The following is a 23,857-nucleotide window of genomic DNA, read 5'->3' on the forward strand; positions in this document are numbered from 1 at the left end:
CCCGAACGATGTAGCGGTGGGTGAATCATTGAGCCAGACGCTTATCTCTTAAAGTAATCTTTGACATTAAAGTCAGATCAAAATCGCATATAAAAAACACCTGAACCGCTGCAAGCCTTGGCCTGCAAGGGCTCTGGCTGTGGGGTCGAAAAGGCATGCTTTCGCGGCATGGAAAATATTCCTCAGAGGCATGGTTTTTCGCCGTCAGAAGTCATATCGACCGGTCACGCCCAACGTCCGCGGCGTGCCGAGCAGCCCTTCATAACCGCCGTTGGCAGCGGTCCACAGGGTCGTGTAGTAGGTTTTGTCGAAGGCGTTTTTCAGCCACAGCGAGACGTCCCACTGCCCTTGCTTGAAGTCGCCGCGCAGGCCGGTCGACAGGTTGACCACGGCGTAACTCGGGATCTGGCCGAAGTCGGAATCCTCCACCGTACCCACCGCTTTGGAACGGAAGGCGTAGCTGGCGGTGACGTACTCTTCGAAGCCGTTACTCAGGTTCCATTTGTATTCGCCATTGGCGTTGCCGATCCATTTCGACGCGCCAACCACCTGGTGGCCGGTGAGGTCGCAAGACGCTGGAGCACCCGGCGCCAGGCTGACTTCCGGCGGGCATGGCGCATCTTTGTACGAGAGGTAGCTGACGTCGTTGTAGGAACCGTTGAAGTTCAGTGTCAGGCCGCGCAACGGGATCAGCGTGCTGTCGAATTCCACGCCGCGCGAACGCACCGAGCCGGCGTTGGTCAGGTATTGCACGCGGTTGACGTCGTCGTAGGCGTTGGTCTGATAGCCGTTGACCTGGGTCCAGAAGACGTTGGCGTTGAGCTGCAGGCGGCGGTCCCACAGCGTGCTTTTGAAACCGAGTTCGGCGTTGTTGGCGCGCTCGGTGCCAATTAGCAGCGAGTCGGCGCCAGCGACCGGTGCCGTGCCGACGGCCAGGTTCACACCACCGGATTTCTCGCCGTGGGACACGGTCGCGTAGCCGAGCAGGTTATCAGTGAAGTGGTAGCTGAGGTTGAGCAGCCCCGAAGGACTGGAGCTGTACTGATTCAAATCACCGGAGTCGTAAACCCCGGCGCGACCGCGCCTGACCGTCGCCGCCGCACCGGTGACCGCCGCACCACCCACGGGTGCATCGCGGTTGACCCAGGCGTTTTTCTCTTCATAGGTCCCCCGCACACCAGCGGTGAAATCCAGGCGTTCGGTGAGGTGCCAGGTGCCCTGGGCAAACAGTGCGAAGCTGTCGGTCTTGATGTGGCCTCTGCCAACGCTGTCGACGTTGGCCAGCGCACCCGCTGGCGTGCCGTTCCAGATGTCGGCTTGCGGTCCGTAATAAGCGAAGGATTTGTTGTCCAGGCTGTTGCCGAAGTAATAGGCGCCGAGCACGTAATCGAAGAACCCGCCAGTGGGCGAGGCCAGGCGAAATTCCTGGGAGTACTGTTTGTCTTCCACCGAAACCCCGGCGTTGTAGGTCGCCGAGACGTTCAGGCCGTCGTCGTTACGCGGGGTGAAATTCCACCAGCGGTAGGAGCTGATGGAGGTCAGGGTGAAGTCGCTCGGCAGCGTCCAGTTCGCCTCGACCGAGGTGCCGCCCTGATGCACGGTGACGTGCTGATCGTTGTTCAAATTGACCTTGCGGTGCGTGCCATCGACCAGCGTGGCCCCCGCCGTATTGGCCCTGGCCTGGTAAAGGTTGACGCCGTTGATGGTCGGCCCGGTGTTGTACAACACGCGGGTGCCGGCGCTGGAATCCTCTTCGTTGTAGTCGCCGATCCAGCGCAGGTTGAACGACTCGTTGGGCTTGAACAGCAATTGCCCACGGAAGCCTTCGCGCGAGCCACCGTTCAGGTCGTGGCCGTCGTATTCGTTTTTGATGTCGCCATCGCTGCGGGTGCGATAGGCGGAAAAGCGCCCGGCGAGTTGGTCATTCAACGGGCCAGAAATGGTGCCCTTGGTCTGGAAATAACCGTCCTCGCCCACCGAACTTTCGATGCTGCGCTCCGGGGTGAAGGTCGGCGCGCGCGTGCTGATGTTGATCACGCCAGCCGTGGTGTTCTTGCCGAACAAAGTACCTTGCGGGCCGCGCAGCACTTCGAGCTGCTCGATGTCCATCAGGTCGAACACCGCCATGCCCGGCCGCCCGAGGTAGACGTTATCGATGTACAGCCCGACGCTGCCTTCCAAGCCATCGCTGGCCGGGTTGTTGCCCAGGCCACGGATCGACACGCTGGACTGGCGCGCATGCATGTAAGCGACGTTGACGCTGGGCACCAGTTGCTGCAAATCCTGGATGCGATAGACCCGCTGGCTTTCCAGCACTTGGCCGCTGACCACGCTCATCGGTGTCGGTACATCCTGCGAGCTTTCCTCGCGACGGCGGGTGGTGACCGTCACGGTTTCCAGCTGCGCGCCATCGGCTTTGGCCTGGCCTGCAACGGTGGCTGCGGGAACCGTTTCGGGCGTGCTGGCATCGGCGGCTTGTGCCTGGGTCCAACTGGCGCTTCCCGCCAGCAGCAGGGCCAGGGGCAGGCGTTTGAGCCGTCGGGGCGTAAGGGGTGAAGCGAGGTTCAACGGACTCATTTAGCGGCTCCTGGTCAAAAAACACACAAAGACTTTTCAGCAGTGCATATTCTTTAAAGTTATTTATTTATGTTTTTACAAAGATTTACTGCATAAGAGATTGCCTTTATAAGGAGTCGACCTAATGCATATCCAATGCATTTCCCCGATATTTTTAATGTGAAAAATGCATATCGATTTGCGCCAGCTCCGTCACTTCATCGCCCTCGCCGACCAGCGCAGCTTCGTCGCGGGTGCGATGGCGGTGAACCTGTCGCAATCGGCCTTCAGCCGCAGCATTCAGGCGCTGGAACACAGCGTCGGTTGTCAGTTGGTGGACCGTGGGCGCAAGGACCTGGCGCCGACCAAACAGGGCCAGGTGTTGCTCGAACATGCGCGGCGACTGGTCAGCGGCGCGCAGCAGATGGCCAACGAGATCAGCCAGTTCAATGGTCTGGAGGCCGGCGAGTTGCGCTTCGGTTGTGGTCCGGCGCCCGCAGCAGGCCTGGTGCCTCGGGCAATCGGCAGCTTTATCGGCCGCTACCCCAAGGCACGGGTGCAATTTCAGGTGGATGACTGGCAGAGCCTGAGCAAGCGCCTGCTGAGTGAAGAGTTCGAATTCTTCGTCGCCGACACCCGGCAATTCGAAGCCGACCCGGACTATCTGTCCCAGCGCCTGCGCCCGCGCAAATGGCACTTCTGCTGCCGCGCCGGGCATCCACTGGCCACTCGCGAAAGTGTCAGCGCCGCCGAGTTGATGAGCTACCCGATGGCGGTGACCATCCGCCCGCCCAACCTGCGCAAAGTCATCGTCGACTTGAGTGGCCGGCCGGACTTCACGCCCAACGTGGAATGCGAAAACAGCTACAGCCTGCTCGGCGTGGTGATGCGTTCGGATGCGATTGGGATCATCGGCGAGTATTCAGATGCACTGCACAACGCCAATGGCGAGTTGGTGCGCTTGAAGATCGAAGGGCTGGCCGATGACCTGGAAGAGCTCTACACCCGCTACGGAATTGTCAGTCGCGCGGGGTATCGGTTATCGCCGTTGGCCGAGGCGATGATTGCGCAGATCAAGGAGATTGATGCGCAGGATGAAGAGGTGTGTTCGCTGGAGCAACTGGCCGTCTGATCGGGCCCCTTCGCTGGCAAGCCAGCTCCCACAGGGATCAATGCTATGTCCACCATGGAGCCTGGTGGGAGCTGGCTTGCCAGCGATGGCGTCGGCTCGGCTGGTGATGCACCCCCTGCATAAAAACCATTCCCCAAATGCACTTGCCTCAACCCCTCTGCAACAGCGAAAAACCTCACCTGCCTTTTAGATCGGTGAACCTTCATGCCTGACACTCAAAACCCCGTGCGCAACGTGCTGTACATCATGTGCGATCAACTGCGGCGCGATTACCTGTCGTGCTACGGCCACCCGCATCTGCACACGCCCAACATCGATCGCCTGGCCGACGCCGGCGTGCGTTTCAGTCGTGCCTATACCCAAGGTACGATCTGCGGGCCGTCGCGAATGTCGGCCTACACCGGGCGCTATGTCAGCAGTCATCAGGTCGCCTGGAACGCCGTGCCGCTACCCCTTGAAGAGCTGACCCTCGGTGATTACCTGCGGCCCCATGGCATACGCACCGCGCTGGTCGGCAAGACCCACGCCACACCTAATCTCGATGCCTTGCAGCGACTGGCCATCGACCCGCTGGGCGATCAGGCGGCAGCGCTGAACGAAGTCGGTTTCGAACCGTTTTTCCGCCATGACGGGATCTTCCCCGACGACCCGTTGTTCGATGACAAGCGCGAATCCGCGCCCTACACCCACTACCTGCGTGACCTCGGTTTCGAAGGCCGCAACCCGTGGCACGACTGGGCCAATGCCGCCGAAGGCGAACAGGGTGAGATCCTCAGCGGCTGGAAAATGCGCAACGCCCATTTGCCCGCGCGCGTGCCGGAGCAGCATTCGGAAACCGTCTACACCACCGACCGCGCCTTGGACTTCATCGCCGAGCAAGGCGAGCGGCCGTGGTGCCTGCACCTGTCGTACATCAAGCCCCACTGGCCCTACATCGCCCCGGCGCCGTATAACGCGCTGTATGGCGCAGAACAGGTGATCGAGCCGGTGCGTGCGTCGGCGAGCGAGGCCAGCGATCACCCGGTGTACAACGCGTTTCGCCAGCACGAAGAGAGCCTGAATTTTTCCAGGGATGAAGTGCGCTTGAACGTGGTCCCGACGTACATGGGCCTGATCAAACAGGTCGACGATCAACTTGGGCGGCTGTTTGATTTTCTGCAGAGCAGCGGGCGTTGGGATGACACCCTGATCGTATTTACCAGCGATCACGGCGACTTCCTTGGCGACCATTACCTGGGGGAAAAAGAGTTTCTGCTGGAGCCGGCGGTGGGCATTCCGCTGATCGTTCGCGACCCACGCCCGGCCGCGGACATCACCCGTGGATCGGTGGACGACAGGCTGGTGGAAACCATCGACGCACTGCCGACATTTCTTCAGGCTTTGGGGTTGCCGAGCGCCGAGCATCGACTTGAAGGACGCTCGCTGATTCCCTTGCTGCATGGCGCGCAAACCGACTGGCGCCACTTTGCGATCAGTGAATACGACTACGCGTTTCAGGCGCCGGCACGGGAGCGATTGTCTCAACCGATCGACCGCTGCCGCATGACCATGGTGCGCAGCGAGCGCTGGAAATACCTGGCGTATGACGGCTTCCGGCCGCAGCTGTTCGACCTGCTCAATGATCCGCAGGAGTTGCGGGATCTGGGTGCGGACCCGACGTACGCCTCGGTTCGCGAGGAGCATGCGGGGTACTTGTTCGAGTGGGTACGTGGTTTGAAACGGCGGACAACGATCAGTCATCAGGAGATTGATTTGCGTGGGCAGCGGTTTCGTTATGGCGAGCCCGAAAGCGAAAAATTGGTTCAGATCGGCGTTTGGTGAAAAAGCATTGCTGGCAAGCCAGCTCCCACAGGGTTTGGTGTCGTTCACGTCCATTGTGTTCAACACCATTCATTGTGGGAGCTGGCTTGCCAGCGAAGGCGTCAGATCAGACGCCGCCGATATCCGGCCCCTTCACCGTCTGACTGCGTTGCCCCGAAACCCCGATCGCCACTTCGCCCTTGAGCGTCACACGACGCACCACACGGTCCTGGGTGCCATAGTCGTCCACCGCGTAATGCTGGGTGGAGCGGTTATCCCAGATCGCCACATCACCGGCCTTCCAGCGCCAGCGCACGGTGTTTTCCTGGCGGATGACATGGCTTTGCAACAGGCCGAACAGGTGCGCCGAATCCGCCTGGGAATAGCCCTTGATGCGCTTGACGAAATGCCCCAGCAGCAAGCTTTTCTCGCCGCTGATCGGGTGCACGCGCACCACCGGGTGCTCGGTCTCGTAAATGGTCGAGGTGAAGATCTTGCGGTAGCGCTCCAGCTTCTCCTCCGACACGTCAGGCTTGGTGCCGGCGTAGTCGTACTCGTTGCTGTGCACGGCCACGAGTTTATCCGCCAGCTCGCGCAGCTCGGGTGACAGTTCGTTGTAGGCGGTGGCGGTGTTGGCCCATACGGTGTCGCCGCCGAAGGCCGGTGCCACCACCGAGCGCAGGATCGAGGCTTTCGGGTAAGCGTCGACGAAGGTCACATCAGTGTGCCAGGAATTGGCGCGCTGGCCCTGGGCACCATCCAGTTCGAGCAGGAAACGGGTACCGTCGCGCACCGGCACCGTCGGGTGCGCCACCGGTTCGCCCAGCAGATGGGCGAAGGCTTCCTGACTCTGGTCGTCGAGGTGGGTCTGCTCGCGGAAGAAGATCACTTTGTACTGCACCAGCGCCTGCTGGATCGCTTCGATGGTGGCGGCATCGAGCTCACCGGAGAGGTGCACGCCACGGATCTCGGCGCCGATGCGGCCGGCCACCGGATGGATTTCAAGCGCGTGAACAGCGGGTTTTACAGCTAAAGCGGCATTGCTCATGGGTAGACCCTCGATCGGACTGCTGACGGTTGAGTGACAGCGAAACAATGCTCTATCTATATTCAATTTAGATCTAATAGATATTCATATGCTTCGTTGACGGAATAAGAGCTTGCATTTAAAACCTCAACCAACCCTCGTCGCAAATGCCTTCGAGCTATTTTTAGGATGCCGGGAAAGCATATGGATCTTCGCCAGTTACGCTACTTCATCGCCCTTAACGAACACCGCAGTTTCGTCCGCGCGGCAGATGCCATGGGCATCACCCAACCGGCGTTCAGCCGCAGTATTCAAGGGCTGGAGCAGGAGTTCGGCTGCGTGCTGGTGGACCGTGGCAACAAGGATTTGCGCCCCACGCCCGAAGGCCAGGTGGTGCTGCAGCACGCCCGGACCCTGGTGCAGGGCGCGGCACTGCTGAGCGCCGAAGTGACGCAGATGACCAAGCTCGACGCCGGCGAACTGCACTTCGGTTGCGGCCCGGCGCCCGCCGTGAAACTGGTGCCGGATGCCGTGGCGCAATTCATCAATGCCCACCCGAAAGTGCGCACCTGCTTCCAGGTGGATAACTGGGAAAACCTCAGCCGTGCCCTGAGCCGCGAGGAGATCGAATTCTTCATCGCCGATATCCGCCATTTCGAATCCGACCCGAACTTCCAGACCCAGGCCCTGACGCCCAAGCGCGGGGTGTTTTTCTGCCGCCCCGGGCATCCGTTGCTGGCTAAGGAAAGCCTGTCGACCAACGACATGTTCGACTACCCGCTGGCCACCACGCGCATCCCGCCAGGCATTCGCAAACTGCTGGCGAACCTCAGTGGGCGGATGGATTTTGCTTCGACCATCGAGACCGAGCATTTCCCGGCGCTGGTGAAAATCGTCCTGCAATCGAACGCCATTGGCGTGGGCACCGAGGAAGCGTTCGTCGAGGACATTGCCCAGGGTTCGCTGGCGCTGCTGCACTGGCGCAATCTGCCGCAGAACATCGAGAGCATGAATGCCCGGTGCGGGATCGTCAGCCGCACCGGGTTCCGGTTGTCACCGGCGGCGCGGGAGATGATCGAGACCTTGGTGGCGGTGGACAGACAGGAAGTCGCCGTCGCGGTTTGACGGCCCCATCGCTGGCAAGCCAGCTCCCACAGGGTTTGGTGTTGATCGCATCCATTGCCTCCAGCACCGTCCCACTGTGGGAGCTGGCTTGCCAGCGATGACGTCAGATCAGACGACGATTCAGAGCTTCGCCGCAGCCAACTCAGGCGCCACCCAATCACTGACCTTGAACGACTTGCGAATCAACTTCTGCTGCGAAGCCAGGTCCACCGCATCCTGCAATTTACCCAGGAACACCGGGTCCAGCGTCGAAGGGAAAACCTCGCTCAGTTTCTGGTCCTTCAGATCCTGAGTCAGGATCACCGGTGGATAACTCGCCAGCCCCGACACCAACTGGATGTAGGCTTCCTTGTTGCTGTCCTGGGTCAGCCATTGCACCGCTTGCTGCTGTGCCTTGAGCAATTTCGCCACCACCTCCGGGTGTTCGTCGACAAACTTGCCGTTGCCCACCAGCACACTCTGGATACTTCCCGCGCCCCCCAGGTCCTTGGTACTCAGCGGCAACTCGGCCAGGCCTTTGGCTTGCAATGCAGTCAAGCCGGAGCTACCCCACGAGGCGTCGATCTGCTTGGCGGCCAGCGCCGCGACCGCACTGTTGAAGTCCAGATTGATGATCTTCAGATCCTTCTCGCTCAAGCCCTGGCTGGCCAGCGCCGCATCGAACGATAACTGGCTGGCGGTGCCGCGAAAGATCGCCACGCGCTTGCCCTTGAGGTCTTGCAGGGTCTTGATTCCCGAGCCCGGCACCACGCCGAGGTAATGTTTGACCCCGCGTGCCGAGGCGCTCAGCACCCGCGTGTCCAGGCCATTGGACTTGCCGATGATCGCCGCCAGGTCGCCGAGGTAGGCCAGATCAACCTGGCCGTTGGCGAACGCTTCGTTGATCACCGGACCTGCGCCCTTGAAGAAATTCCACTGGATCTTGATGCCCTGATCGGCGAAGGCTTTTTCGTAGATCTGTTGATCGCGCAGCACGTCCACCACGCCGCCACCACTGTGCTGGGTGCCAGCGCTGAGGTCGGGCACGGCGATGCGGATTTCCTTGAGTTCGGCAGCCTGAGCGGTAAACGCCAGCAGGCCCGCCAGCGCCGGTACGGCGAACAGGCTGATGACACGTTTGAAGGGAATGTTCATGGGTGCGGCTCCTGGTGACAACGGCGTTGAGGAGCAGAAAGTAGGCTGAATCTGAACCAGCACTTAAATACTATAAATTCACATTTTTATACCTTTTAGGTCTAAATCAAGCCCTGCGGGCCTCCTGGCTCGATATGCATAACCAGCATCGAAAATATTCTTCGAATGCATTGGATGCGCATTAGCGGGAGGCCTTAAATGGTCTCGCTTATCTCTCAATAGCATTGATTCGATTTTTTATAGATCAATTTTGCATACTCACTGAACGCTGTGGGAGCGGGCTTGCTCGCTCCCACAAAAGGCAGGCCGTATTGCAACCCGACAACGGAGGTCGCCCATGGCCCGTGTTTCCCTGCTCAGCCTGCCGCTGACGGCGCCACCCCTTGGTGGTCGGCGGCATTGGCCAACCTTGAGCCTGCGTCTTTTACCCTGGCTGCTGCCCGTGAGCCTGTTTGCGCTGTGGTGGCTGGCCAGCCGCAACCAATGGATGAGCGAACAGATCCTGCCGGCGCCGTCGCTGGTCTGGAACAGCGCGGTAGAGCTGTCCCAGGGCGAGTTGTGGAGCCATTTGTGGATCAGCCTGCAACGCCTGTTCTGGGGGCTGCTCGCGGGCATCACGGCGGGTGGGATATTGGGCGCCGCGCTGGGCTTGAGCCGCACCCTCGAGCGACTGGTATTCCCGACGTTCACCGGGCTAGCGCAAGTCCCGACCCTGGCCTGGATTCCACTGTTCATGGTGTTTTTCGGCATCGGCGAAGTCTTGAAACTGGTGGTGCTGATCAAGGCCATCGTGGTGCCAGTGACCCTGCACACACTGGTTGGCGTGCGCGATGCACAACCGAAACTGCGTGAAGCGGCGGCAGTGTTGCGCCTGCCGTCACGGCTGCTGATCCGCCGACTGGTGCTTCCCGCTGCATTGCCAGCCTTCATGGCGGGCGTGCGCCTTGCACTGGCTGCTGGCTGGACTTCACTGTTGGCCGTCGAACTGCTGGCCTCCAGCGAAGGCATTGGCTACCTGATGGTCTGGGCGCGGCAGTTGTTCATGCTCGACATCGTGTTCGTGTGCATTGTGGTGATTGGTGTGATCGGCGTGGCCATGGATCGCGGCATCGGCTTGCTGGACAAAAAACTGGTGCACTGGCCGCACCCCGCCACGGCCGAGATCCGCCGGGGCCCCAAGTATCAGGGCTGGCAACGCCTGCAACCCTGGTTGCTACCGTTGACGCTGCTGTTGGTGTGGCAATGGGCGACCGTTGAGCAATGGGTCGACGCCAACATTCTGGTCAGCCCGCTGGCGGTGCTGACCACCACCTGGAACGGCTTGCTCGACGGTACCTTGATCAGCGGCATGGCCTTGAGCCTGGTGCGCACCGTCGGTGGTTTGTTGCTGGGCGGCGGCCTCGGTTTTGCGCTGGGCCTGTTGCTCGGTCTGTCGCGTACCAGTGAACGGGTTCTGGGCCCGACCCTCGCCGCCATCCGTCAAATCGCGATTTTCGCCTGGGTGCCGTTGCTCACGGCATGGTTTGGTCTGGGTGAACTGGCCAAGTGGGTATTCGTTGCCCTCGCCGCGTTCTTCCCGTTGTTCATCGCCACCCAGCGCAGCGTCGCCAACCTCTCGCCGCAACTGAACGAGGCCGCTCAAGTACTGCGCTTGAACCTGCGCCAGCGCCTGACTCGCCTGGTGCTGCCTGGCGCCGCGCCAGGGATTTTCGCCGGGCTCAGGCTGAGCCTGATCTATGCCTGGCTTGGCACCATCGGTGCCGAATATTTCATGCCGTCCAACGGCGGTATCGGCAGCCAGATGATCGGCGCCCAACAGCTGCTGCGCATGGACCTGATCATGGCCGGCATGTTGCTGGTCGGCCTGACCGGCGCCCTGCTCAACCTCATTGGCCAACGCCTGGAAATCCGCGCTACCCGCTGGAGACACGCATGAACGCACCCATCGTCAGCTTCAACCATGTCGGCAAATCCTTCGACGTCGACGGCTTCGAACTGGAGGCCATACGCGAATTCAACCTGGACATTGCCGAGGGTGAATTCGTCGCCATCGTCGGTTCCAGCGGCTGTGGCAAATCCACCTTGTTGCGCTTGCTGGTGGGCCTCGATACGCAGTTTCGCGGGCAGATCAGCGTCGATGGCAAAGCGGTCACCGGCATCGGCGGCGAACGCGGCATTGTCTTTCAGGAGCACCGTTTGTTCCCTTGGCTGACGGTGGCCGACAACATCGGGCTGGGCCTGGTCAACGAGCCTTTGAGCCTTGAACAAAAGCAAAAGCGCGTCCGTGATTTCATTGACCTGGTAGGCCTGAGCGATTTCACCCGCGCCTACCCTCATCAGTTGTCCGGCGGCATGGCGCAACGGGTGGCCATCGCCCGCGGCTTGGTGGCCAGCCCTCGGATTCTGTTGCTCGACGAACCCTTCGGCGCCCTTGATGCCCTGACCCGCCAACAGATGCAGGACGAACTGCTGGCGATTCGCGCACGGGCCAGGATCACCACGATTCTGGTCACCCACGATGTCGAGGAAGCGATCTTCCTCGCCGACCGCGTGGTGGTGATGGAGCCGCGTCCCGGGCGGATCAAGCGCGTGGTCGACATCGCCCTGCCCCATCCACGCCAACGCAGCAGTTTCGACTTCCACCAACTGCGCGAAGAGCTGCTGCACGAACTCACCAGCGACGGCCACTACCAACCACCCGTACCGGTGCAGGTGCGCGATCTGCCGCTGTCCTTCATTGCCTGCTGAACAGGAGATTCTTGATGCCGCAACGTCCCAACTTTCTGGTGATTCTGGCCGATGACCTGGGCTTTTCCGATATCGGTGCCTTCGGCGGCGAGATCGCCACGCCGAACCTCGATGCCCTGGCCAACAACGGCCTGCGCCTGACCGATTTTCACACCGCACCCACCTGCTCGCCGACCCGCTCGATGCTGTTGACCGGTACCGACCACCACATCGCCGGCATTGGCACCATGGCCGAAGCGCTGACCCCGGACCTGATCGGCAAACCCGGTTATGAAGGTCATTTGAACGACCGCGTCGTCGCCCTGCCCGAGCTGCTGCGCGAGGCGGGTTACCAGACGTTGATGAGCGGCAAATGGCACCTGGGCCTGACGGCGGAACTCGCCCCCCATGCCCGGGGATTCGAGCGCTCATTTTCGCTGTTGCCCGGGGCCGCCAACCATTACGGCTTTGAGCCGACCTACGATGAGCAGACGCCCGGACTGCTGAAATCCACGCCCGCGCTGTACATCGAAGACGATCAATTCATTGATCAATTGCCGAAGGATTTTTATTCCTCCGATGCCTTCGGCGACAAGTTGCTGCAGTACCTCAAGGAGCGCGACCAGACTCGGCCGTTCTTCGCTTACTTGCCCTTTTCCGCACCGCACTGGCCGTTGCAGGCACCGGCCGACGTGGTCGAGAAATACCGTGGACGCTATGACGCGGGCCCTGAAGTACTGCGCCTTGAACGGCTGGAAAAACTCAAGGCCCTGGGGCTGATCGAAGCCGATGTGGAGCCGCATCCGCTGATCGAGCTCAATACGCAATGGGATGCCCTGAGCGATGAGCAACGGCAGATTTCCGCGCGGGCGATGGAGGTCTACGCGGCGATGGTCGAGCGCATGGACTGGAACATCGGGCGCGTCGTCGACTACCTGCGCCAGCAAGGGCAGCTGGATAACACCTTCATCCTGTTCATGTCCGATAACGGCGCCGAGGGTGCACTGCTGGAAGCCTTCCCGAAATTCGGTCCGCAGTTGATGACGTACCTTAATCAGCACTACGACAACAGCCTCGACAACATCGGCCGCGCCAACTCCTACGTCTGGTACGGGCCGAGCTGGGCGCAAGTGGCCACCGCGCCTTCGCGGCTGTTCAAGGCGTTCACCACCGAGGGCGGGATTCGCGTGCCGGCGCTGGTGCACTACCCGCAACTGCCGCTCAAGGGGCAGATCAGCCACGGCTTTGGCACGGTAATGGACATCACGCCGACCATTCTCGACCTGGCCGGTGTGCGCCATCCGGGCAAGCAGTGGCGCGGCAAGCCCGTGGCAGCGCTGCGCGGAAAGTCGTGGCTGGGTTTTCTGTCCGGCGAAACGGCGCAGGTGCATGACGAGCACACCGTTACCGGTTGGGAGTTGTTTGGACGGCGGGCGATTCGTCAGGGGCAATGGAAAGCGGTGTTCATCCCGGGACCGGTCGGGCCGGCGACCTGGCAGCTGTATGACCTGGGGAGTGATCCGGGGGAAATTCATGATCTGGCGTTGAGCCAGCCTGACAAGCTCAACCTGCTGATTGAGCATTGGCAGAAGTATGTGGATGAGACTGGGGTGATTTTGAGTGAGTCGCCGTTTCAGCCGGATTGATGTTGGCTGGAAGACCGATATCGCTAGCGAGCCAGCTCCCACAGGTTTTTGCGGTGAATGCAAAATTTACATTCAGCACAAATCACTGTGGGAGCTGGCTTGCCAGCGATGAGGCCATCAGGCGCGCGCACCCTCTACGGTTTCACCCTGAACTTCGTCCTTGCGCACAAACCGGTTCGCCCGCGCAAACGTGCCGAAATCATTGAAGCGCACACCCATTTCCCGCATCACCTTATGCCCCACGGGCACGGTCAGCTGGCGAATGTAGAAGGGTTCCTTCACCGCAAAGTGATGGATGCCGTGACTGCTGCCGAAGTTGAAGCAGAACGCCTGCAACGGCCACAGCCACCAGGCGTTCAGTACCTGGCATTGCTGCATCACGTTCCCGGGCTCGATGTCGCCGTAGTAGTGCATGTTCGAGCTGATGAAGTGCAGGCAGAACGTGCGCAGCACGTTCGGGCCGATGATCACCACCGCCGCGATGTCGATCACGTTCATCACCGACAGCGTGGTCGCGGACCATTCAATCGGGGCGCCTAGCAGGTGCGCGATGCCGTTCGCGGCGTGGAAGCCGAGAAACACGTACCACGCCCCCCAATGCACCAGCGCCAGCGGCGCATAGACCTTCAGCGTGCGTTTGATGATGCTGAACTTGTGAGCCCAGGTCTTGGCTCGCAGCATGCGAATAAACGCCGACATGACGTTGTCGCCGACCATCAGCAACCGCGCCAAACCCCAAGGCTCGCCGTTGGTGATGGCGCGTTCTTCCATGTCGGTCTCGGAGCCGGAAACCTTGTGATGGTTGAGGTGCAGGTGACGGCGAATCCATGGATTGATGGTGCTGGGTCGCGCCAGCCAGACCAGGCCCATCATCAGGTTGTGCGGCACCCGCTGCTTGCGGAAGTACATGCTATGGATCAGGTCATGCTCAAGTTCGTGGGTCAACGAGGCGAAGAACGCATTGAGCAGCAGGCACGCCCACCAGGCCATGTGCCCGCTGATGTAGAGCGCTGCGCAGCCGACCATCCCCGCCAGTGCGAAGGCCAGGATACCCGCGCCCAGTGCGTCCTGATGCTTGAGTATCGGGTAGCGCTGACGCAGCTCGACGCCCTTGGCCAGCACCACTTCACGAATATGCGCTGATCGCTGCGCTGCATTCAGTCGCTGGGGACTTGCAGAAGTACCGTGCATGCTTCCATCCTCTGGTTATTGATGTTCGCATGCTGCCTTGTGATCCTGCACAACGCGGTAGCCGTGAACGCCAACCTGTTGACCGGAAGCGCCAATCAGCATGACTGAACCGACCTCCCTCGCCAGCTGGACCCGCGCCCTGCGCAAGCAACTCGACGCCTTGGGCCTCGACAGCACCACCCTGTGCCACCAGGCCGGGCTCGATCCGCAGTTGATGGACGACCCGAACGCCCGATACCCGTTGTCCGGCACCACGCGACTGTGGGAGCTGGCGGTGCAGGCCAGCGGCGACTCGGCGATTGGCCTGCGCGTCTCACGCTTCGTCAGCCCCACCACCTTTCACGCGCTCGGTTATGCGCTGGTGGCCAGCGGCAGTTTGCGCGAAGTGTTCGAGCGCATCGTGCGCTATCACCAGGTGGTCAGTGACGCCCTGGAACTGGAACTGACACGCACCGAGGATCGCTACCGCTTCCGCCTGAAAATTCCTACAGGTAATCCGGCCCCGGCCTACGAGGCCATCGATGCGTTCATGGCGATTTACGTGCGTACCTGTCGCAATCGCCTGGGCCGCGACTATGCCCCGCTGGCGGTTTACCTACGTCGGCCGGAACCTGAAGACTCGCATCAATGGCACAAAGTCTTCCGCTCGCCCGTGCACTTCGGCGCCGACGAAGACCGACTGGAATTCGCCCTGGTTGACTTCGACAGTCACCTGGACGACGCCAACCCGGAGCTGGCCGAACACAATGAAACCGTGCTCAAACGCACCCTGGCGCAACTCAAGCCGTTGACCTGGGAGCGCAAGGTCCGCGATGCCATAGAAGAGCAATTGCCGGAAGGTGAACCCAGCGCCGAGCACATCGCCAAGGCCCTGCACCTGAGCTTGCGCAGCCTGCAACGGCATCTGGCGGATGAAGGTTGTCGGTTCGACACGCTGCTCAATGAAAGCCGCGAGAATCTGGCGCTGGTGCACCTGCGTGATCCCCAGGTTTCACTGAGCGAGATCAGTTATTTACTGGGGTTTGCCGATACCAGCAGTTTCAGCCGCGCATTCAAGCGCTGGACCGGGATGACACCGGGGCAGTTTCGGGATGGGTTGCGGTAGGTTTTTCACCGGACATACCGGCCTCTTCGCTGGCAAGCCAGCTCCCACAGGGTTTTCGGCTGACCAGCCATTCAGGATTCACACAAGCCACTGTAGGAGCTGGCTTGCCAGCGAATGCTATTGTTCAGGCAACACAGAAACCACTACCGCCCCTGACCGCGCCGCAACAACTTGCGCACCCGCGCCACCAGCTCACTCACCGCGAACGGCTTGAGCAGGTAGTCATCTTCATGCAGCTCCAACCCGCGCAGGCGATCCTCGATGCCATCCCTGGTGGTGAGGAGCAGCACCGGCGTTTCACCGAGCTTGCGGATCTGCTGCAGCAACTGCCAGCCATTGAGCCCCGGCAGCATGACGTCGAGGATGATCAGTTCGTATTCGCCGGACTCGATGAAGCGCCGGCCATCCATCCCGTTGACCGCCACATCCACCGCATAACTGGCCTCGCTCAAGCCATTGGCCAGGTGTTTGGCGGTCTCCGGTTCGTCTTCCACTAACAGCACACGCATGGCACACCTCAATTGTCGTCCTCACAGGCTAAGCGTGTTCGGGGATAAAGCCCACCTTTAAAAGATCGCCAACGCCCGCAACCGTTCGATATCGAGGATTTCGATCTCGCCGTAGCCCAGACTCACAATCCCCTGCCCCTGCAGATCCTTGAGCATTTGATTGGTGGTTTGGCGCGACAACGACAACATGGAAGCCAGTTGCTCCTGGGGCAGTTGCAGGAGCCGGCGCGGCGGGTCGATCTCGCCATAGCCGTGGGCGATCATCAGCAAGCGATGGGCCAGCCGTGTCGGGGCGGGCATCAGGCTCAGCTGTTCGAGGTGGATGAAGGTCAGGCGCAGTTTCTGACTCATGAGCAAGGCCAGTTGCCGCCAGTACTCCGGTTGTTCGTCGAGCAATGTCAGCAGCGCCGTTTGCGGGATGTGCAACAGGGTGCAGTTGCCCAGGCCATACGCATCGTGGGTGCGCGCCTGGCCATCGAACAGACAGATCTCGCCGAACCAGTGCGGCGCCTCCACCAGACTGAGCAACGCTTCCTTGCCTTGCTCGCTGACCGCGCCAATGCGCACGGCACCTTCGAGCACCGCGTACAGACCACAGGGCGGATCACCACGCTTGAACAAGCGCTGGCCCGGCGACAGGCGCCGAACCCTGGCGGCGGCCAGCAGACTATCCTGCAAGGTAACAGGCAGATGGCTGAACCACTGACCGTGCATCAAGCGTGGACGCCAGACCTGCATATCCATGAAAACTCCTAGAGATTGTCGCTTGGCTGACAGAGTGAGAAATGGCCCCGGGGCAAGATCAATCACCCTACAGGAGGAATAACAATGAAAAGCCTCGTTGACCATCTCAGTCAATACGCCACTTACCACCGTGACCCGCGCAACATCGCCACCCACTTCATAGGCATTCCGCTGATTGTGGTGGCGGTGGCGGTGCTGCTGTCTCGTCCGCAATGGGCCGGGGGCTGGCTTTCTCCGGCGGTGCTGGTGTCACTGCTTTCGGCGTGGTTTTACCTGCGGCTGGAATTGCGCCTTGGTGTGCTGATGACGGTATTGCTGGGGCTGTGTGCCTGGGCCGGGCATGCGCTGGCGCAGCAAAGCACAGGGGTCTGGCTCGCCACCGGCGTCGGAATGTTTGTAGTGGGTTGGGCGATTCAGTTTGTTGGCCATCACTACGAAGGGCGCAAACCGGCGTTCGTCGATGACGTCACGGGGTTGATTGTCGGGCCGTTGTTTGTGGTGGCGGAACTGGCATTCCTGCTGGGGATGCGCCATGAGCTGAAAGAGCAGATCGAAGTGCGGGCGGGGGGTGTGCGGGTCAATCCGAAGCGTGCGGCTGTCTAGGCCGCAATCGCCAGCAGGCTGGCTCCCACAAGGGATTTGTGTCGATCACAGATCCAGAGTGGGAGCCAGCCTGCTGGCGATGCTTTTGCTTCAGAGGTTGGCGACTTTCTGCCAGACCTTCGGCTTGAAGAACAACGTCTCGCCCTTCGCCAGCCCAATCAGGCTGTCGTGGTCCTTCACCACTTCGGCTTCGATCAGATCGCTCTGCCCCTCAACCTTCAACGTCACCCGCGTCGTCGCGCCCAATGGACGGATATCGCGCACCTCGGCGGCATGGTGATCTTCCAGTTCATGCCGTGACAGCGACACTTCATGCGGACGGAACAGCACGTGATTGTCTTCGCCCAGATGCAGACGGTTCGAATCGCCGAGGAAGTGATAAACGAAATCGCTGGCCGGGTTTTCGTAAACGTCGCCCGGTGAGCCGATCTGCTCGATCACGCCTTTGTTCATCACCACGATGCGGTCGGCGACTTCCATTGCTTCTTCCTGGTCGTGGGTCACGAACACCGAGGTCAGGTTGATGTCTTCGTGCAGGCGCGCCAGCCAGCGGCGCAGCTCTTTGCGGACCTTGGCGTCAAGGGCGCCGAACGGTTCGTCGAGCAGCAGTACTTTTGGCTCTACCGCCAGGGCACGGGCCAGGGCGATCCGCTGGCGCTGGCCACCGGACAGTTGTTCCGGGTAGCGATCCGCCAGCCAATCCAGCTGCACCATGTTCAACAGTTCGTGGACCTTGGTCGCAATCTGGCTTTCGCTCGGGCGCTGGTTCTTGGGCTTCATGCGTAGGCCGAACGCGACGTTGTCGAACACCGTCATGTGGCGGAACAAGGCGTAGTGCTGGAACACGAAACCGACGTTGCGATCACGCACGTCATGACCGGAAACGTCTTCGCCGTGGAACACAATGTTGCCCTGGTCCGGGGTTTCCAGCCCGGCGATGATCCGCAGCAGCGTGGTCTTGCCACAGCCAGACGGGCCGAGCAGCGCCACCAGCTCACCGCTGTGGATGTCCAGGCTGATGTTGTCCAGCGCCTTGAACGCATTGAAATTCTTGCTGACGTTACGCACTTCGATCGACATGAGTTATTCCTCCGCGGCGCTGGCGCGCAGGCGGTTAATACGGTTTTCGCTCCACTGCTTGAGCAGCAGGATGAAGAGCGCCAGGATCAGCAACAGGCTCGCCACGGCGAACGCGGCCACGTGGTTGTATTCGTTGTAGAGGATCTCGACGTGCAGCGGCAAAGTGTTGGTCACCCCGCGAATGTGCCCGGAAACCACCGACACCGCACCGAATTCACCCATGGCCCGCGCAGTACACAACACCACGCCGTAGATCAGGCCCCATTTGATGTTGGGCACCGTGACGTGCCAGAACATCTGCCAGCCATTGGCCCCGAGCAAACGTGCGGCCTCTTCTTCCTGGGTGCCCTGCTCCTGCATCAGCGGGATCAGCTCGCGCGCCACGAACGGCACGGTGACGAAAATCGTCGCCAGCACGATGCCCGGCAAGGCGAAGACAATCTGGATGTCGTGATCCTGCAACCAGGGGCCGAACAGCCCTTGGGCGCCGAACATCAGTACGTAGACCAGACCGGCGATCACCGGCGACACCGAGAACGGCAGGTCGATCAGCGTGACCAGCATGCTCTTGCCACGGAACGAGTACTTGCTCACGCACCAGGCCGCGCTCACACCGAACACCAGGTTCAGCGGCACCGAAATCAGCACGGCGATCACCGTGAGTTTCAGCGCGGACAGCGCGTCCGGTTCAAAAATCGCGGTGAAGAACGCACCCAGGCCATTCTTCAGGCCCTGGGACACCACGATGAACAGCGGCAGTAGCAGGAACAGCGTAAAAACCAGCCAGCCAAGGCCGATCAAGATTCGCCGCGAAGTCGCACTGCCACGACGGGCTGCGTTCGAGGAAGCGGCAGCAATGGACGATTGGGACATGTGTGCGCCTCCTTATGGGGTTTCGATGCGTCGCTGCAACAGGTTGATCAGCAGCAACAGGACGAAGGAAACCACCAGCATCAATACGCCAATGGAGGTAGCGCCGGTGTAATCGTACTGGTCGAGCTTGACCATGATCAGCAGCGGCAGGATCTCGGTTTTCATCGGCATGTTCCCGGCGATGAAAATCACCGAACCGTACTCGCCGACCCCACGGGCAAAGGCCAGGGCAAAACCGGTGAGCCAGGCTGGCAACAATGCCGGCACCAGGATATGGCGGAAAACCTGCAACGGTTTTGCTCCCAGGCATGCCGCCGCTTCTTCCACTTCACGAGGAATATCAGCCAGTACAGGTTGTACGGTACGTACTACGAATGGAAGTGTCACAAAAGTGAGGGCAAGGGTGATGCCGAGGGGGGTGTAGGCGATCTTGAACCCCAGATCCGCTGCGAACTGACCCACCAGACCGGTGGGGGTGTACAACGCGGTCAACGCAATACCGGCCACGGCCGTGGGCAATGCAAACGGCAAGTCGATCATTGCATCGATGACTTTGCGCCCGGGGAAGGTATAGCGCACCAGCACCCAGGCCAGCAGCGTGCCGATGATGCCGTTGATAATCGCGGCGTACAGCGCGGTGCCGAAGCTGAGCTTCAACGCCGACAGCACCCGTGGTGCCGAGATGATTGCCCAGAACTGATCCCAGGTGAGTTGAGCGGCATGCACGAACATCGCCGCCAGTGGTATGAGCACAATCAGGCTGAGGTACACCAAGGTGTAGCCCAGCGTCAGCCCGAAGCCGGGTATGACGGGGGAGATACGACGCGACATAAAAGTCCTTGGTTAAAAACGCATCAATGTGGGAGCGAGCCTGCTCGCGAAGAGGCCATATCAGTCAACATCCAAATCGCCTGATCCACCGCCTTCGCGAGCGAGCTCGCCCTCACATGTTTCGTGCCCAGACATCAGGCTCGTTGTCAGTCAGATTACTGCGCCTGGTAAATCTGGTCGAACACGCCACCGTCGTTGAAGAATTTCGGTTGCGCGGTTTTCCAGCCGCCGAAGTCTTTATCGATGGTGACCAGCTCCAGTTTCGGGAACTGATTGGCGTACTTGGCGGCGACATCCTTGTCCCGTGGACGATAGAAGTTTTTCGCCGCGATTTCCTGACCAGCCGGGCTGTACAGGTGCTTGAGATAGGCTTCGGCGATCTGCTCGTTGCCCTTTTTCTCGGCGTTCTTGTCGACGACGGCCACCGGAGGCTCGGCGAGGATCGACAGTGAAGGCACGACGATGTCGAATTTGTCGGCGCCGCCATCTTCTTTCAGCGCCAGGAAGGCTTCGTTTTCCCAGGCCAGCAACACGTCACCCTGACCGTTGTTGACGAAGGTGATGGTCGAACCGCGAGCACCGGTGTCCAGCACAGGCACGTGCTTGAACAAAGTTTGCACGTATTCCTTGGCTTTGGCTTCGTCGCCGCCGTTGGCTTTCAGGCCGTAGGCCCAGGCAGCGAGGAAGTTCCAGCGTGCACCGCCGGAGGTTTTCGGGTTCGGCGTGATTACCGATACGTCGTTCTTGATCAGGTCGCCCCAGTCCTTGATGCCTTTAGGGTTGCCCTTGCGCACCAGGAACACGATGGTCGAGGTGTAAGGCGTGCTCGCCTCCGGCAGGCGTTTTTGCCAGTCGACGGGCAGTGTCTTGCCAAGCTTGGCGATTTCATCGATATCACCGGCCAGGGCCAGGGTGACGACGTCGGCACGCAGACCGTCGATCACCGCCCGACCCTGCTTGCCCGAACCACCGTGGGACTGCTGGATCTTCACGCTGTCGCCAGCATGGTCCTTCTGCCAGAACTTGATGAACTCGGCGTTGTAGTCCTGATACAGCTCACGGGTCGGGTCGTACGACACGTTGAGCAACTCGTAATCCTTGGCAACCGCAGAACCCGCAAAAAGGGCACTGGCCAGGGCGGCCAAAGCGAACTGACGAATCGACGACATGGTGAAAGCTCCTGGAATTCTTGGGTATTGGCTTTTTTATGATCTGGAATCGGATGCTTGCTCAAAGATCGCAGCCTGCGGCAGCTCCCACACAATCCCCCACAAGAACTGCCGCAGGCTGTGATCTTTTGATTTTTCGCTTCAGCCCGGTTTGTTTCCCGGGTTCTGCAGGCGGAATTTTTCTTTGCGTTCGATCTGAACCACCTGGGCGTTGTGGACGGTGATTTCCACTGCGCCAAAACGCAGATCGCGCAGGGCGCTCTGGATTTCACGCAGGATGGTTGCTTCGTCCTGGCCGTCAACGCTACGTAGAGATGCGCTCATGGTGCTGCTCCTTCGACTGAGAGGTTGCCTGGCAGTGGCGGCACTGCTTGCGGCGTGAGACCAATAGTAGAGAGGCGCAGATATTCTTAAAAAGACTATTTAAGAATGTTTATATAACCAAAAGAAATTATTTGATGGGGCAAGGGTTTGCAGGGGGAGGGAATTCTGTAGGAGCACGCTTGCTCGCGATGGACGCGAATGAAAACCAGGACTGCCTAGATGAACGCGGCGTTCCTGCCACCCTCGCGAGCAAGCTCGCTCCTACAGGTTTTGCGCAACAGACGCTTAACCGATTGCCGGTGCATGCGCCCAATTCAGTTGCCCAGGAGGCACCGGCCGCCCGAACCAATACCCCTGGCCCAGATGGCTGCCAAGCTCAAGCAGGAGCGCCGCCTGTTCGACCTGCTCGATCCCCTCGGCCTGCACCTGCATTCCCATGCTGTGCGCCAGGGCAATGATCACCCGCACAATGGCTCCGTCGTCTTCGTCCCCCGGCAGCCCGGCGACAAAACCCTGATCGATCTTGAGCTTCTGCACCGGCAGGCGCTTGAGCCGCAGCAGCGACGAATAACCGGTGCCGAAGTCATCGATGGCCAGGCGCACCCCCAATTCGCGCAATCGGTGCATTTGCTCAAGCGCGACCTCCGGGTCTTCCATCACCGCGCTCTCAGTGACCTCCAGTTCCAGATAGGCCGGGTCCAGTCCGGTGTCACGCAACACCTGAGCCACTTGCTGATACAGCTCACGGCGGGCGAACAGGCGCGATGAGACATTCACCGCGACGAACGACAAGGCCACGCCAGCCTGTTGCCACTGGCACATTTGCTGACACGCTTGGCGCATGACCCAGGCGTCGATTTCGGCAATCAGCCCAGTGCGCTCGGCGACGGGAATGAACTCTGCCGGCGACACTAATCCGCGCTCCGGATGCTCCCAACGCACCAGCGCCTCGACACCGATCATACGGCTGGTTGGCATGTCATGGATCGGCTGGTAGTAAACCCGCAATTGCTGCTGCTCCAGCGCGCGGCGCAGCTCGAATGCAAGCTCGACCCGTTGTTGCGCGTGGGCGGTCAGCTCTTCGGTGTAGAGGGCATAGCCATTGCGGCCGGCGCTCTTGGCCTTGAACAGCGCCGAGTCGGCGTTGCGCAACAATTGCTCAGCGCTCAAGGCATCGCCGGGAAACAGGCTGATACCGATGCTGGTGTTGATGAACAGCTGATGCTCGTCGATAAGGAACGGCTCTTTGAGGCCATCGATGATCCGCTGCGCCAGCGCCGCAGCCTGGACCAATTGCGGACAGCTCTCGGCCAGCACCGCAAACTCATCGCCCCCCAGCCGTGCCAGCGTAATGCCCGGCCCGAACATCGCCGCAAGACGCTCCGCCACCGCTTTGAGCATGTGATCGCCGATGGTGTGCCCGAGGCTGTCGTTGATCATCTTGAAGTGATCCAGATCGACCATCAGCAGCGCACAGCCGCGCTTTTGAGCCTGCGCCGAAGTCAACGCCTGCTGGGCGCGATCGGTGAACAGCAAGCGGTTGGGCAGATCGGTCAATGGATCGTGGTGCGCCAGGCGAATCAGTTCGTGTTCGGAGTTCTTGATCGCGCTGATGTCGGAAAACACGGCCACGAAATGGCTTAGCCGCCCATGATCATCATGAATGAGACGAATCGTCTGCCATTGCGGATAGATTTCGCCGCTTTTGCGACGGTTCCAGATTTCCCCGCTCCACTCGCCTTTGCTCTGGAGTGTCGCGAACATCGCCTGATAGAAAGCGGCCGGGTGGCGCCCGGACTTGAACAGGCTGGGCCTTTGCCCCAGCACTTCCTCACTCTGATAACCGGTGATTTGGATGAAAGCCCGGTTCACATGGACAATCAATCCATCGTGATTGGTGACCAATACCCCTTCGCGGGTGCAATCGAATACAGCGGCGGCTTGACGCAATCGCTCCCGGTCTTCGCTGCGCTCACGCAATTTGGCGCCGATGCCGAGACAACGAAGCAATCGCGCCCGGGCAATGAAGATAAACCCGGCACTGATCACCACCCAAGCATAACCGTTGATCAGTTGCCATCGCGAAAGCTCGGCAGAATTATCGAAGAAGCTGTTCAATAAATGGCTACTGAACTGCAGCCAGATCATAGAAAGCAAGAGGTAAAGCAGCGCTGCACGCACGGCATAGCGATAGCTGGCAGACATTAGGCTTTCCATATCCCTGCAAAAAACCGGGATTATAGGCCAAAGTCACATCCAGCCACTCATATCCGAAAGGGCG

At 60.4% G+C, this 23,857-nt stretch carries 20 protein-coding genes; 8 read left to right on the top strand and 12 right to left on the bottom strand.

From position 1 onward, the window contains the following. Positions 1-204: 204 nt before the first annotated feature. The gene (locus BLV61_RS14270) at positions 205-2,577 is read right to left on the bottom strand and encodes a TonB-dependent receptor (RefSeq protein WP_090465905.1); all 2,373 of its coding nucleotides are present in this window, start codon (positions 2,575-2,577) and stop codon (positions 205-207) included. 166 nt (positions 2,578-2,743) lie between these two features. Here BLV61_RS14270 and BLV61_RS14275 point away from each other — a divergent pair, with 166 nt between their 5' ends. Together BLV61_RS14275 and BLV61_RS14280 are read left to right on the top strand one after the other, a co-directional pair. After that, positions 2,744-3,688 carry a LysR family transcriptional regulator gene (locus BLV61_RS14275; protein WP_090465909.1) on the top strand — a complete coding sequence of 315 codons (945 nt, stop codon included), beginning with the start codon at positions 2,744-2,746 and terminating at the stop codon, positions 3,686-3,688. 204 nt (positions 3,689-3,892) lie between these two features. After that, positions 3,893-5,509, top strand: a complete 1,617-nt coding sequence (locus BLV61_RS14280) for a sulfatase-like hydrolase/transferase (protein WP_090465912.1) — start codon at positions 3,893-3,895, stop codon at positions 5,507-5,509. A 106-nt stretch (positions 5,510-5,615) separates the two neighbouring features. Here the strand turns inward: BLV61_RS14280 and BLV61_RS14285 are convergent, their stop codons facing one another. After that, a complete protein-coding gene (locus tag BLV61_RS14285; protein ID WP_090465915.1) occupies positions 5,616-6,536 on the bottom strand; it encodes a TauD/TfdA dioxygenase family protein in 921 nt (306 codons plus the stop codon). Between the two features lie 183 nt (positions 6,537-6,719). Between BLV61_RS14285 and BLV61_RS14290 the strand changes: the two genes are divergently transcribed. Further along, positions 6,720-7,640 carry a LysR family transcriptional regulator gene (locus BLV61_RS14290; protein ID WP_047536114.1) on the top strand — a complete coding sequence of 307 codons (921 nt, stop codon included), beginning with the start codon at positions 6,720-6,722 and terminating at the stop codon, positions 7,638-7,640. 120 nt (positions 7,641-7,760) lie between these two features. Here the strand turns inward: BLV61_RS14290 and BLV61_RS14295 are convergent, their stop codons facing one another. Then, entirely contained in the window at positions 7,761-8,774 is a 1,014-nt protein-coding gene (locus BLV61_RS14295) for an ABC transporter substrate-binding protein (protein ID WP_047536111.1), read from the bottom strand. Between the two features lie 337 nt (positions 8,775-9,111). Here BLV61_RS14295 and BLV61_RS14300 point away from each other — a divergent pair, with 337 nt between their 5' ends. From BLV61_RS14300 to BLV61_RS14310, 3 genes are read left to right on the top strand one after another with little or no spacing between them, the layout of a single operon-like run. Next, complete coding sequence (locus BLV61_RS14300) at positions 9,112-10,710, top strand: ABC transporter permease (RefSeq protein ID WP_090465918.1); 1,599 nt, start codon at positions 9,112-9,114, stop codon at positions 10,708-10,710. Next, the gene (locus tag BLV61_RS14305) at positions 10,707-11,522 is read left to right on the top strand and encodes an ABC transporter ATP-binding protein (protein ID WP_090465922.1); all 816 of its coding nucleotides are present in this window, start codon (positions 10,707-10,709) and stop codon (positions 11,520-11,522) included. Before BLV61_RS14300 ends, BLV61_RS14305 begins: the two co-directional genes overlap by 4 nt. A gap of 14 nt (positions 11,523-11,536) precedes the next feature. Next, positions 11,537-13,147, top strand: a complete 1,611-nt coding sequence (locus tag BLV61_RS14310) for an arylsulfatase (protein ID WP_047536102.1) — start codon at positions 11,537-11,539, stop codon at positions 13,145-13,147. Between the two features lie 117 nt (positions 13,148-13,264). Here BLV61_RS14310 and BLV61_RS14315 read toward each other — a convergent pair whose 3' ends face one another. Next, positions 13,265-14,338: a fatty acid desaturase gene (locus BLV61_RS14315; RefSeq protein WP_090465926.1), complete on the bottom strand. Its 1,074-nt coding sequence runs from the start codon at positions 14,336-14,338 to the stop codon at positions 13,265-13,267. Between the two features lie 100 nt (positions 14,339-14,438). On the opposite strand from BLV61_RS14315, the gene BLV61_RS14320 reads away from it, so the two are divergent. Next, a complete protein-coding gene (locus BLV61_RS14320) occupies positions 14,439-15,443 on the top strand; it encodes an AraC family transcriptional regulator (RefSeq protein ID WP_090465930.1) in 1,005 nt (334 codons plus the stop codon). Positions 15,444-15,586: 143 nt separating this feature from the next. Here the strand turns inward: BLV61_RS14320 and BLV61_RS14325 are convergent, their stop codons facing one another. Next, complete coding sequence (locus tag BLV61_RS14325) at positions 15,587-15,952, bottom strand: response regulator (protein ID WP_047536094.1); 366 nt, start codon at positions 15,950-15,952, stop codon at positions 15,587-15,589. A 57-nt stretch (positions 15,953-16,009) separates the two neighbouring features. Then, positions 16,010-16,696, bottom strand: a complete 687-nt coding sequence (locus tag BLV61_RS14330) for a Crp/Fnr family transcriptional regulator (protein WP_090465933.1) — start codon at positions 16,694-16,696, stop codon at positions 16,010-16,012. Between the two features lie 84 nt (positions 16,697-16,780). On the opposite strand from BLV61_RS14330, the gene BLV61_RS14335 reads away from it, so the two are divergent. Beyond that, positions 16,781-17,299, top strand: coding sequence for an Mpo1 family 2-hydroxy fatty acid dioxygenase (locus tag BLV61_RS14335; RefSeq protein ID WP_090465934.1), 519 nt, complete (start codon positions 16,781-16,783; stop codon positions 17,297-17,299). Between the two features lie 90 nt (positions 17,300-17,389). Here the strand turns inward: BLV61_RS14335 and BLV61_RS14340 are convergent, their stop codons facing one another. From BLV61_RS14340 to dibA, 6 genes are all read right to left on the bottom strand, one after another. Further along, positions 17,390-18,379 (bottom strand): sulfate/molybdate ABC transporter ATP-binding protein, encoded by a 990-nt coding sequence (locus BLV61_RS14340; RefSeq protein ID WP_047536087.1) that lies wholly within the window; start codon positions 18,377-18,379, stop codon positions 17,390-17,392. Between the two features lie 3 nt (positions 18,380-18,382). Next, on the bottom strand, positions 18,383-19,252 hold the full coding sequence (gene cysW, locus BLV61_RS14345; RefSeq protein WP_047536084.1) for a sulfate ABC transporter permease subunit CysW: 870 nt from the start codon (positions 19,250-19,252) through the stop codon (positions 18,383-18,385). Positions 19,253-19,264: 12 nt separating this feature from the next. Next, the gene (gene cysT / locus BLV61_RS14350) at positions 19,265-20,083 is read right to left on the bottom strand and encodes a sulfate ABC transporter permease subunit CysT (protein ID WP_047536080.1); all 819 of its coding nucleotides are present in this window, start codon (positions 20,081-20,083) and stop codon (positions 19,265-19,267) included. A gap of 155 nt (positions 20,084-20,238) precedes the next feature. Further along, positions 20,239-21,252, bottom strand: coding sequence for a sulfate ABC transporter substrate-binding protein (locus tag BLV61_RS14355; RefSeq protein WP_090465938.1), 1,014 nt, complete (start codon positions 21,250-21,252; stop codon positions 20,239-20,241). Positions 21,253-21,393: 141 nt separating this feature from the next. Beyond that, positions 21,394-21,576, bottom strand: a complete 183-nt coding sequence (gene oscA, locus BLV61_RS14360; protein WP_028943833.1) for a sulfur starvation response protein OscA — start codon at positions 21,574-21,576, stop codon at positions 21,394-21,396. Between the two features lie 285 nt (positions 21,577-21,861). Continuing rightward, positions 21,862-23,781 carry a phosphodiesterase DibA gene (gene dibA / locus BLV61_RS14365; protein ID WP_090465941.1) on the bottom strand — a complete coding sequence of 640 codons (1,920 nt, stop codon included), beginning with the start codon at positions 23,779-23,781 and terminating at the stop codon, positions 21,862-21,864. Positions 23,782-23,857: the final 76 nt, after the last annotated feature.

The sequence above is a fragment of the Pseudomonas mohnii genome, assembly GCF_900105115.1.
Taxonomy (GTDB): domain Bacteria; phylum Pseudomonadota; class Gammaproteobacteria; order Pseudomonadales; family Pseudomonadaceae; genus Aquipseudomonas; species Aquipseudomonas mohnii.

Coding starts and splice junctions, on each gene's coding strand:
- BLV61_RS14275 (WP_090465909.1), top strand. CDS start 2,744: ATGCATATCGATTTGCGCCAGCTCCGTCACTTCATCGCCCTCGCCGAC.
- BLV61_RS14320 (WP_090465930.1), top strand. CDS start 14,439: ATGACTGAACCGACCTCCCTCGCCAGCTGGACCCGCGCCCTGCGCAAG.
- BLV61_RS14300 (WP_090465918.1), top strand. CDS start 9,112: ATGGCCCGTGTTTCCCTGCTCAGCCTGCCGCTGACGGCGCCACCCCTT.
- BLV61_RS14315 (WP_090465926.1), bottom strand. CDS start 14,338: ATGCACGGTACTTCTGCAAGTCCCCAGCGACTGAATGCAGCGCAGCGA.
- cysT (WP_047536080.1), bottom strand. CDS start 20,083: ATGTCGCGTCGTATCTCCCCCGTCATACCCGGCTTCGGGCTGACGCTG.
- BLV61_RS14310 (WP_047536102.1), top strand. CDS start 11,537: ATGCCGCAACGTCCCAACTTTCTGGTGATTCTGGCCGATGACCTGGGC.
- BLV61_RS14335 (WP_090465934.1), top strand. CDS start 16,781: ATGAAAAGCCTCGTTGACCATCTCAGTCAATACGCCACTTACCACCGT.
- oscA (WP_028943833.1), bottom strand. CDS start 21,576: ATGAGCGCATCTCTACGTAGCGTTGACGGCCAGGACGAAGCAACCATC.
- BLV61_RS14330 (WP_090465933.1), bottom strand. CDS start 16,696: ATGGATATGCAGGTCTGGCGTCCACGCTTGATGCACGGTCAGTGGTTC.
- BLV61_RS14290 (WP_047536114.1), top strand. CDS start 6,720: ATGGATCTTCGCCAGTTACGCTACTTCATCGCCCTTAACGAACACCGC.
- BLV61_RS14340 (WP_047536087.1), bottom strand. CDS start 18,379: ATGTCGATCGAAGTGCGTAACGTCAGCAAGAATTTCAATGCGTTCAAG.
- BLV61_RS14325 (WP_047536094.1), bottom strand. CDS start 15,952: ATGCGTGTGCTGTTAGTGGAAGACGAACCGGAGACCGCCAAACACCTG.
- BLV61_RS14295 (WP_047536111.1), bottom strand. CDS start 8,774: ATGAACATTCCCTTCAAACGTGTCATCAGCCTGTTCGCCGTACCGGCG.
- BLV61_RS14270 (WP_090465905.1), bottom strand. CDS start 2,577: ATGAGTCCGTTGAACCTCGCTTCACCCCTTACGCCCCGACGGCTCAAA.
- dibA (WP_090465941.1), bottom strand. CDS start 23,781: ATGTCTGCCAGCTATCGCTATGCCGTGCGTGCAGCGCTGCTTTACCTC.
- BLV61_RS14280 (WP_090465912.1), top strand. CDS start 3,893: ATGCCTGACACTCAAAACCCCGTGCGCAACGTGCTGTACATCATGTGC.
- BLV61_RS14355 (WP_090465938.1), bottom strand. CDS start 21,252: ATGTCGTCGATTCGTCAGTTCGCTTTGGCCGCCCTGGCCAGTGCCCTT.
- BLV61_RS14285 (WP_090465915.1), bottom strand. CDS start 6,536: ATGAGCAATGCCGCTTTAGCTGTAAAACCCGCTGTTCACGCGCTTGAA.
- BLV61_RS14305 (WP_090465922.1), top strand. CDS start 10,707: ATGAACGCACCCATCGTCAGCTTCAACCATGTCGGCAAATCCTTCGAC.
- cysW (WP_047536084.1), bottom strand. CDS start 19,252: ATGTCCCAATCGTCCATTGCTGCCGCTTCCTCGAACGCAGCCCGTCGT.